Here is a 10,456-nt window from a genome sequence, read left to right on the forward strand (position 1 = left end):
CGAACGGTTCGGCCATATCAAGCCGAAAGCGGAAGGGGGCGCCGTGTTTCTGGACTATTTTGCACTCGGGGTGCTGTTTTTCACGGTCATAACGCTTTTCTACGCCGTGATCGCGATCCATGACATTCCTCACATCATCGCGAAGAAACGCAATCACCCGCATCAAGACGCCATTCATGTTGCCGGCTGGGTAAGCCTCTTTACCCTGCACGCCATATGGCCGTTTCTGTTCATCTGGGCCACCCTTTATCGAGAGGACCGCGGTTGGGGGATCAAGCCCGACGGCAAACTGGCGGAGGAAGTGGAGGCTAACGCCGAAATAGCACGCCTTCAAGCCCGGATCGCCGAACTCGAAGCCCAACCGCTGGAGAGGGAGAAAGCCTGATGGACCTGCTTCTCATTCTCACCTATGCCGCAATCTGCTGGACGATCTTCAAAGTCTTCCGAATTCCGGTAAACCAATGGACGCTTTCCACGGCAGTCCTGGGCGGCATCTTCCTGATCTCAGCGCTCCTGCTGATCATGAGCTACAATCATCCCTATTCGGGCGACGGGCGCATTTACTTTACCTCCGCGCCGGTCATTCCGACGGTTGGCGGCCAGGTCGTGGAGGTCCCGGTCCAGCCCGACACGCCGTTGAAGAAAGGCGATGTCCTCTTTCGTATCGACCCGCGACCCTATCAGTTCGTCGTCGACCAGAAGAGAGCCGCTCTGGCGGAGGCCAAACAGACTGTCCTTCAACTGAAATCTGCGCTCGATGCCGCGAACTCGGCCGTGACAGGTGCCGAAGCCTCCCGCGACCGCTCCCTGCAAAGCTTCGAGAAATTCCAGCAATCGAACGAGAACGCCAAAGCGAGCGGCAAAGGCGCTGTCTTTTCCGAACTCGAAGTCGAGAACCGGCGAGGCATCTATCTGACATCGGAAGCCGCGGTCGAGACCGCACGGGCGCAGGCGGCGCAAGCCAGGCTCGCGTATGAATCGGATATCAACGGCACCAACCCGACGGTCGCACGCCTGGAGGCCGAATTGGGCAATGCGGAATACGACCTCGATCAGACGACGGTTCGCGCTCCGAGCAGCGGCTACGTGGCGCAGGTCTTCCTGCGGCCGGGAATGATGGCAAACCCGCTGCCCTTGCGGCCGGTCATGGTCTTCATCAACAGTGAAGACCGGACATTGGCTGCCGCCTTCATCCAGAACTCGCTGCAGCGGGTCCGGGTTGGCGATGAGGCCGAAGTCTCGTTCAAGGCTGTGCCCGGCAAGATATTCAAGGCCCGGATCCAGGGCATCATCGATGTGATGGCACAGGGCCAGCTTCAGCCGTCGGGAGCATTGATCGATCCGCAGTCGCCCGAACGCGCCTCACCGGGTCAAACGCTGGCCCGCATCGAGATCCTCGAGGATACCAGCAAATACCAGCTGCCGGGCGGCGTCGTTGCCGACGTCGCCGTCTACACTGAGCACTGGCATCACGTCGCCGTTCTCCGCAAGGTTCTTCTGCGGATGAGCAGTTGGATGAACTTCGTTTTCCTTGAGCATTGAACGGACACGGCTGGGCTGAAGCCCAGCTGGATTTTCGGGAGACGTCGAAGCGCAATCCAGGGGGAGCAAGGCGGTGATTGGAAGTTTCGGCATACCGATGCTGAAGGGGCTGGAGGGCTTCAACCGAAACTGGCTTCGAAACGATATCCCTGCCGGGCTGTCGATTGCAGCCGTCGGACTGCCAAGCGCGATTGCCTACCCCGCGATTGCCGGCCTGCCCCCCGAAACGGGGATCTATGCGAGCATCGTCGCGCCGATCGCCTACGCCATTTTCGGGCCGTCCCGCCTGCTGGTCGTCGGGCCGGATGCGGCAACCATGACCGTTCTCGCCGCCGCGATGGCAACGATCATCGCGGTAGAGCCGGCAGCCGCAGGCGTGGACCGCATCGCGATAGCATCCGCCTTGGCGCTTGGCGTCGGAGTGTTCTGCCTTGCCGCCAGGTTTTTGAGGCTGGGGGTCGTGGCCAACTTTCTCTCCCGCCCAATTCTCGTCGGATTCTTTGCCGGCGTATCCTTGTCGATCCTCGTCGGCCAGATCAATCGCTTCACCGGGGTCAAGATCGAGTCCGACGGGCTGGTTCCGCCGATCCTCGAAATAGTGCGCAAAAGCGGTTCGATCCACTGGCCGTCGCTGATTTTCGGCCTGTCGATGTTCGCGCTGTTGTGGGTAGTCCGGGCCGCACGTCTCAAGGTGCCAGGCCCTGTTCTTGTCGTTGTCGTCTCGGTGATCCTGTCTGCGGTCTTCGACTTCCAGGGGCGCGGCATAGCCGTCGTGGGCGACATCCCTCGCGGCCTGCCGAGGTTTTCGCTTCCTGCCCTTTACGAGATGCCGCTCGACAAGATCGTCCTTGGCTCCGCCGCTGTTTTCCTCGTCAGCTTCGGAGCGGGGATCGTCGCCGCCCGCAGTTTCGGCACGCGTGCCGGACAGGAGGTGGACGCGAACCAGGAATTGATCGGCCTCGGGGCGGCGAATTTCGCCCCCGGCCTTTTCGGTTCGTTTCCGATCAGCGTCTCGGATTCGAGAACGGCAATCAATATGTCTGCAGGCGGCGTGTCGCAGGCGGCTGGACTTGTCTCCGCAGCCACGCTGATTGCGGCTCTCGTCTTTCTGCACAGCGCCTTGCGAATATTGCCCCTGCCCGCGCTTGCGGCCATTCTGGCAATGGCGGCGATTGGCCTGATCGACATCGGCGAACTGAAAAAAGTCTGGCGCATCAGCCGAATGGAATTCGTCTTCGCGCTGATCACCATGTGGGGCGCAATCAGCTTCGGCGTTCTCAACGGCGTCATTGTCGCCATTGCCGCAACCCTCGTCTATCTCTTGCGCAAGACCATGTATCCGCGCGACAGCCTTCTTGGCAGGATCGAGGGCCGGGAGGGTTTCTTTGATCTCGCCCGCTTTCCCCAGGCGCGCCCGCAAGAGGGAGTCGCGATATGCCTGATCCAGGGCAACATTCTGTTCTTCAACGCCGATTATGTCCGCACACGGCTGCTGACCATCGGCACGGAGCTTGCGCAGGGCACCAGATCCCTGTTGCTGGACGCAAGCGCCATCTCCCATATCGACAGCACCGGCGCAGCGGCCCTCGATGTCGTCGCCGAAACGCTCTCGAAACAGAACGTCACCTTCGCGATAGCCGATCTCAACGAGGAGAGCCGCGAACTGCTCGACCGCGCCGGCGTGATCACGGCTATCGGCCCGGGGAACATTTTCTCCGACAAGGATGAGGCAATGGCGGCCCTTAAACCGGTACGCGAGGCAATTCTCGACAAGACGGAAGAAACGAATGGCCCCGTCCAGGGGCATGAACGGAGGGAGTTATGAACAAGGGGTACGACACAAATATAGAAGATGCCGTGGCCGAAGCGAAACGCAAAGACAAGGACAAGGACAAGGACAAGAAGAAGAGATCCTGGAACTACGAAAAGGAACTCCTTCGTCTACAGGTGGAAATCGCTCATCTGCAGGCCTGGGTGAAGAAATCAGGCGCCCGGATCGTCATCATCTTCGAAGGTCGCGATGCCGCCGGCAAGGGCGGAATGATCAAGCGCATCACCGAGAAGGTCAGTCCACGCGTCTTTCGCGTCATCGCGCTGCCCGCCCCGACCGATCGCGAGAAGTCGCAGATCTACATGCAGCGCTACATCACCTACCTGCCGGCCGCAGGCGAAATCGTGATCTTCGACCGCAGCTGGTACAACAGGCCGGGAGTGGACCGGGTGATGGGCTTCTGCAGCGAAAAGAAGGCCGAGCGTTTTCTCGAACTTGCGCCTCGCTTCGAGGCCGCGATCGTCGAAAGCGGCATCATTCTGCTTAAATATTTCCTCACCGTTAGCGAGGAGGAGCAGGAGCGGCGCTTCAAGCGCCGGATCGACGATCCGCTCCGGCAATGGAAATTGAGCCCGATGGACGTCGAATCCTATCAACGCTGGTGGGATTATACGAAGGCCTACGATGCGATGCTGCGGATGACCGACAGCAACCACGCGCCGTGGTGGATCGTTCCGTCGGATGACAAAAAACAAGCCCGCATAAACTGCATCTCCCACATCCTGCAGTCGATACCCTATGAGCGCGTCAAATTCGAGGCGCCGGATCTCGGCAAGCGGCAGAAACGCCCGGGCGGATATGTCGAAGATCAGAGCGTTCGGCATGTCGTTCCCGACGTGACCGCGCGGTGAATGGCGGACCGATCGGCCGATCGACGGCAAACCAGACGGGCTGACCACTATGAATCTGGAGCAGACACGGGGCGAGGCGTTGAAGCCCGCCGACATAATGCAGACTTCGATCGAGACACGGGTCAGCGATCTCGTGCGGCTGGGAATCATCGCCCTGTTCGCCTACTGGTCCTTCCGTCTGGTCGCCCCGTTCGCGCTGATCGTCATCTGGTCGGCAATATTGGCGATCGCGATGTTTCCTTTACACCGGATGCTTGCGCGCGCCCTCGGAAACCGTCCGGTCCTTTCTGCAACGATCATCGTCGTCGCCTGTCTCCTCCTCGTCATTGCTCCGCTGTCGCTTGTTGCCGTCAATTTTGCCGATGCGGCACAAGCTCTCATCGCAAGATTAAGGACGGACAGTTTTGCCTTGCCTTCGGCTCCTCAAGGCATCCGGGAATGGCCGGTCGTCGGTGAACGTGTCTATGCCGCCTGGAACCAGATCGCCAGCAACCTCGCTGCATCGATCACGAAGTTTCAGGCGCCTCTGCGCGAGATCGCCGGCGTCGTCCTCACCAAACTCGCCTCGATCGGCGCCGGCCTCTTGGGCTTCATCGTTTCCGTCGTGCTGTCCGGTTTTCTGATGGCAACAGGCGAACGACTGAGTTCGATCGTGTCAGCGCTTGCCAACAGAGTTGCCGGCGACAGGGGCGTTGGTTTCGCCAAGCTCGCGGCCACAACCGTGCGCAACGTCTCACGCGGCGTCATTGGCGTCGCCTTCCTGCAAACGCTGCTATGTGGGCTCTGCTTCGTCATCTTTGATTTGCCGGCAAGAGGCGCGTTGACCTTTGCGGTCTTCATCCTGTGCGTCATGCAAATCGGCCCTGGCCTCGTCCTGATTCCCGCGATCATCTGGGCCTGGTTTTCCTGGCCGGTTTCGACATCCCTGGCATTTACTCTCATCGCGACGCCCATCACGCTCCTCGACAACGTGCTCAAACCTCTTCTCATGGCACGAGGTTTGACGACACCGATGTCTGTGATCCTCATTGGCGTCATCGGGGGCACGCTGTCGTACGGCTTGCTCGGGCTCTTCCTCGGCCCGATCGTCCTCAGCGTATTTTACGAACTGCTGCGAAGCTGGGCCTGGCCCTCGCCAAAAGACGACAGCCCGGCAAACGGAGTCGAAGGGGATGACATCGTCGATCAAACCGATACCTGCTGATGTTTCCGAAACTCGGACGAAAAGAAAACATGTCGAAAGCTTCGACCCCCTGGAGCGACAAAGCGCTCATAATCGTGTTGCGGATGCTCTTGGTCTTGGCCGTGGTTGGGGCGTTTTCCGTCCTGATCAAATTCGTTCGGGCATTTCTGTGATCATCTCAATTTCTCTCCCGCATGTCCCGATTCTCCGGCGAACCTTGCCCAGAGCCCACTTCCAGTTTCCGTTTCGAAGGACCGCAGAATGAGATGGATCGCAGCAATAGCCCTTTTTCTTGTCCTTGCGATCAATGCGCAAGCGCAGACGCCCGCCGCGCCGGGCCAGCAGAAGATCGATGAACTCGTCCGACTACTCCAGGATCCCGAGGTGCAGTCCTTGCTCGAAGCTCGAAAATCTCAGCCTGCCCCGGAACCGCCGGAAGAGATGTTGTTTGCGTGGAAAACTGCTATGCGGGCGCGCTTCGACGCGACACTGGCCGCCCTTCCTCGCATACCGGCAGAGGTCGGGGCGGCCGCGACCCGAACGAGGCAAGACGCACTCTCCGCGGGATATGCGCCGGTTTTCGTGATCCTGCTGTGCCTCCTGGCCGCTGGTGTGATCGCCGAGCGGCTCTATCTCCGGGCAAGAGCCGGGGCCGCATCGTTGACGACCAAGTTTCTGTCACTGGCGGTGTTCACCTTCTCGATGGGGCTGGTCTTCTTTGCGCTGCGGTGGCCGCCACTCACCGAGGCGACTTTGATGCTCGCCCTCGCCGGCATCATCGCCTTTCGTGCAGTGTCGATCGCGATCGACTTCGCCGTGACCCGCCCTGAAATCCGAAAACGAATCCGGCTTTTCCTGGGGGTGCTTATCGTTGCGATGGCGAGCGCCATGCTCGCAAAGCCGATCGGCATCGATCCGGCAGTGTCACGTGCCATCTCCTGGTGCTTCTCGCTCGTGCTCGTGATCCTTGCTATCGAAGGTGTGGTGTCGGGAGTGGCCATGAGCCTCAAGGCGAGGCTGGCTATCGTCCTCTCCGTCCTGATCCTCTGGCTGGTATGGTCGATCGGTCTCACCGGGCTTTTCATGATCGGCGTCTACATGCTCCTGCTGCCGCCGCTGCTGAAGATCGTCGGAAACGCCGCCGAGACTGCCAGTCAGGCCGAGCCGCGAAGCGTTCGGCAGGTCCTCTTTGTGCGCGGAAGCCGAGCGATCGTCCTTCTGCTTGCAGTGGCCTCGCTTGCGGCCGTCTCGAGAACCAGCACGACGTCCATTATCGCAGGCAATCCCGCCGCGCAGGCGATCGCATATGGTCTCCTGAAGAGCGTGATTGTCCTCCTGCTCGCCGATCTCGTCTGGCACCTTTCAAGGGCATGGATCGATCGGATGCTGGCTTCGGCACCCGAAGGTGCCGCGCCCTCCCCTGCCGAGAGCGCCCGGCGCGCGCGAGTGCGCACTCTGCTTCCGATCTTCCGCAACATGTTGGCCGTATTGGTCGCCGTGATGGCGGCATTGATCGTTCTTGCGCAGCTCGGCGTCGAAATCGGGCCGCTCATCGCAGGCGCCGGGATCTTCGGTGTGGCGCTGGGTTTCGGATCACAGACCCTCGTCAAGGACGTCATCAGCGGCGTCTTCTATATGCTCGACGACGCCTTCAGGGTCGGTGAATATATCCAGAGCGGGAGCTACAAGGGCACGGTGGAAGGGTTCAGTCTCCGCTCCGTCCGCCTCCGCCACCATCGCGGGCCCGTCTTCACCGTGCCTTTCGGCGCACTTGGCGCAGTCGAGAATATGAGCCGCGACTGGGTGATCGACAAGTTCAGGATATCGGTCGGATTCGACACCGACATCAACAAGGCGCGCAAGATCGCCAAGGCGATCGGCGCCGAACTACAGGCGGATCCGGAAGTCGGCCCGCTGTTCATAGAACCGCTCAAGATGAAGGGTGTCGAAGAATTCGGCGACTACGGCATCGTGCTGAGTTTCGCGATGACGACGGTCCCCGGTCAGCAGACCTACATCCGCCGCAAGGCCTATTTGATGATCCGCGAGGCATTCAAGGCCGCCGGTATCGCATTCGCAACGCCGAGCGTGCAGGTGGGCGGGGATGAGAAGACGGGAGCCGCCGCCGCGATGATCGCCGCACGGGACCGCCAGGAAAAGACCGCCACCGCCGCGGAGGGCTAAGACCTGTTTCGCCGAAACGGCGACAGCCCCTGGCGGGGCTTTTTGGTATTTCGATAGGGCATGATTGGTTGCGGGGGCAGGATTTGAACCTGCGGCCTTCAGGTTATGAGCCTGACGAGCTACCGGGCTGCTCCACCCCGCGGTATATATTAACACGAAAGGCCGCTTTGTGAGCGGCCCTTTGATCGGCTTTGGGCCGTTAGTTTTGTGTGAGAAGATTTTATATCATGAAGTTGCGCTTTGCAGACCTGGCAGCGACCTACTCTCCCGCGTCTTAAGACGAAGTACCATGGGCGCAGGGGCGTTTCACGGCCGTGTTCGGAAAGGGAACGGGTGCAGCCACCCCGCCATAACCACCAGGTCGGCAAAGCGCAACTTATGTTTGAGAAGCTGGGGGATGAGGCGGTAGTCAGTAGCCATTAGGCAATAGTGACTAGCGTCATCGCATTTTTTTGAACACGTCTTTGATGTTTGCGAGGGAAGAGGCGGAGCAGTTTACTACTCACTACTCGCTACTGCCTATTCACTACTCACTATCGAACTTTGTTCGATGAGCACAGTCAATGAGAACGATCAAGCCGATCGAGCTATTAGTACCGGTAAGCTTCATGCGTTGCCGCACTTCCACACCCGGCCTATCAACGTGGTCGTCTTCCACGGCTCTGATAGGGAATACTCGTTTTCAGGTGGGTTTCCCGCTTAGATGCCTTCAGCGGTTATCCCGTCCATATATAGCTACCCTGCTATGCCCTTGGCAGGACAACAGGTCCACCAGAGATATGTCCATCCCGGTCCTCTCGTACTAGGGACAGATCCTGTCAATATTCCTACACCCACGGCAGATAGGGACCGAACTGTCTCACGACGTTCTGAACCCAGCTCACGTACCGCTTTAATTGGCGAACAGCCAAACCCTTGGGACCTGCTCCAGCCCCAGGATGCGATGAGCCGACATCGAGGTGCCAAACAACCCCGTCGATATGGACTCTTGGGGGTCATCAGCCTGTTATCCCCGGCGTACCTTTTATCCGTTGAGCGATGGCCCTTCCACACGGGACCACCGGATCACTATGACCGACTTTCGTCTCTGCTCGACTTGTCAGTCTCGCAGTCAGGCGGGCTTATGCCATTGCACTCGACGACCGATTTCCGACCGGTCTGAGCCCACCATCGCGCGCCTCCGTTACTCTTTCGGAGGCGACCGCCCCAGTCAAACTACCCACCATACACTGTCCCGGACCCGGATGACGGGCCGCGGTTAGACATCCATGACGATAAGGGTGGTATTTCAAGGATGGCTCCACGGAAACTGGCGTCCCCGCTTCAAAGCCTACCACCTATCCTACACATGCCGACACGAATGCCAGTGTAAAGCTATAGTAAAGGTGCACGGGGTCTTTCCGTCTGACCGCAGGAACCCCGCATCTTCACGGGGAATTCAATTTCACTGAGTCTATGTTGGAGACAGCGGGGAAGTCGTTACGCCATTCGTGCAGGTCGGAACTTACCCGACAAGGAATTTCGCTACCTTAGGACCGTTATAGTTACGGCCGCCGTTTACTGGGGCTTCGATTCAAAGCTTGCACCTCTCCTCTTAACCTTCCAGCACCGGGCAGGCGTCAGACCCTATACGTCGTCTTGCGACTTCGCAGAGCCCTGTGTTTTTGATAAACAGTCGCTACCCCCTGGTCTGTGCCACCCCACAAGAGTTGCCTCATATGGGGTCACGCTTCTTCCGAAGTTACGCGTGCAATTTGCCGAGTTCCTTCAACATAGTTCTCTCAAGCGCCTTGGTATACTCTACCTGACCACCTGTGTCGGTTTCGGGTACGGTCTATACGGTGGAGCTATTTCCTGGAACCGCTCCGCTGCCCTGATAATCCAATAAACCAGAACAACTTGTGCAATCCGTCACTACCACCAGGCCCACGAATATTAACGTGGTTCCCATCGACTACGCATTTCTGCCTCGCCTTAGGGGCCGGCTAACCCTGCTCAGATTAACTTTAAGCAGGAACCCTTGGTCTTTCGGCGAGAGGGTCTCTCACCCTCTTTATCGTTACTCATGTCAACATTCGCACTTCCGATACCTCCAGGAGCCCTCACAGGTCTCCCTTCATCAGCTTACGGAACGCTCCGCTACCACTTGCATTACTGCAAATCCTCAGCTTCGGTGCATGGCTTCAGCCCCGTTACATTTTCGGCGCAAAGACCCTTATTTAGACCAGTGAGCTGTTACGCTTTCTTTAAATGATGGCTGCTTCTAAGCCAACATCCTGGTTGTTTTGGGATCCTCACATCCTTTCCCACTTAGCCATGACTTGGGGACCTTAGCTGGAGGTTAGGGTTGTTGCCCTTTTCACGACGGACGTTAGCACCCGCCGTGTGTCTGCCGAGTAGTACTCCCCGGTATTCGGAGTTTGGTTAGGATCAGTAAGACGGTGAGTCCCCATAGCCCATCCAGTGCTCTACCCCCGGGGGTATTCGCTCGACGCTCTACCTAAATAGATTTCGCGGAGAACCAGCTATTTCCGAGTTTGATTGGCCTTTCACCCCTAGCCACAAGTCATCCCAATCTATTGCAACAGATGCGGGTTCGGTCCTCCAGTTGGTGTTACCCAACCTTCAACCTGCTCATGGCTAGATCACTCGGTTTCGGGTCTAATGCAACAAACTATATCGCCCTATTCAGACTCGCTTTCGCTTCGCCTACACCTACCGGCTTAAGCTTGCTTGTTACACTAAGTCGTTGACCCATTATACAAAAGGTACGCCGTCACCCTCTCAGGCTCCGACTGTTTGTAGGCATCCGGTTTCAGGTTCTATTTCACTCCCCTTGTCGGGGTGCTTTTCACCTTTCCCTCA

General features: G+C 58.6%; 6 protein-coding genes, 1 tRNA gene and 2 rRNA genes (1 of these 9 only partly in view). 6 read left to right on the forward strand and 3 right to left on the reverse strand.

Translation table 11 applies throughout. The features are described from left to right. The first annotated feature begins 43 nt into the window (after nucleotides 1-43). From RHEC894_RS19490 to RHEC894_RS19515, 6 genes are all read left to right on the forward strand, one after another. Nucleotides 44-385: a DUF3302 domain-containing protein gene (locus RHEC894_RS19490; RefSeq protein ID WP_085738506.1), complete on the forward strand. Its 342-nt coding sequence runs from the start codon at nucleotides 44-46 to the stop codon at nucleotides 383-385. After that, nucleotides 385-1,542 (forward strand): HlyD family secretion protein, encoded by a 1,158-nt coding sequence (locus tag RHEC894_RS19495; protein ID WP_085738507.1) that lies wholly within the window; start codon nucleotides 385-387, stop codon nucleotides 1,540-1,542. The genes RHEC894_RS19490 and RHEC894_RS19495 overlap by 1 nt, the downstream gene beginning before the upstream one ends. 73 nt (nucleotides 1,543-1,615) lie before the next feature. Beyond that, entirely contained in the window at nucleotides 1,616-3,367 is a 1,752-nt protein-coding gene (locus RHEC894_RS19500; RefSeq protein WP_085738508.1) for a SulP family inorganic anion transporter, read from the forward strand. Next, entirely contained in the window at nucleotides 3,364-4,224 is an 861-nt protein-coding gene (gene ppk2 / locus RHEC894_RS19505; RefSeq protein ID WP_085738509.1) for a polyphosphate kinase 2, read from the forward strand. The genes RHEC894_RS19500 and ppk2 overlap by 4 nt, the downstream gene beginning before the upstream one ends. A 49-nt stretch (nucleotides 4,225-4,273) precedes the next feature. Beyond that, nucleotides 4,274-5,428 (forward strand): AI-2E family transporter, encoded by a 1,155-nt coding sequence (locus RHEC894_RS19510; protein ID WP_085738510.1) that lies wholly within the window; start codon nucleotides 4,274-4,276, stop codon nucleotides 5,426-5,428. 240 nt (nucleotides 5,429-5,668) lie between these two features. Next, nucleotides 5,669-7,591, forward strand: a complete 1,923-nt coding sequence (locus RHEC894_RS19515; protein ID WP_085738511.1) for a mechanosensitive ion channel family protein — start codon at nucleotides 5,669-5,671, stop codon at nucleotides 7,589-7,591. A 65-nt stretch (nucleotides 7,592-7,656) separates the two neighbouring features. On the opposite strand, the gene RHEC894_RS19520 is transcribed toward RHEC894_RS19515, so the two are convergent. From RHEC894_RS19520 to RHEC894_RS19530, 3 genes are all read right to left on the reverse strand, one after another. Further along, nucleotides 7,657-7,733: transfer RNA gene (locus RHEC894_RS19520), tRNA-Met, on the reverse strand. A gap of 104 nt (nucleotides 7,734-7,837) precedes the next feature. Next, nucleotides 7,838-7,952 (reverse strand): 5S ribosomal RNA (rrf, locus tag RHEC894_RS19525). Between the two features lie 208 nt (nucleotides 7,953-8,160). Next, a 23S ribosomal RNA gene (locus RHEC894_RS19530) occupies nucleotides 8,161-10,456 on the reverse strand; it runs 596 nt beyond the window's last position.

Origin of the sequence: Rhizobium sp. CIAT894 (assembly GCF_000172795.2) — a bacterium.
GTDB lineage: Bacteria > Pseudomonadota > Alphaproteobacteria > Rhizobiales > Rhizobiaceae > Rhizobium.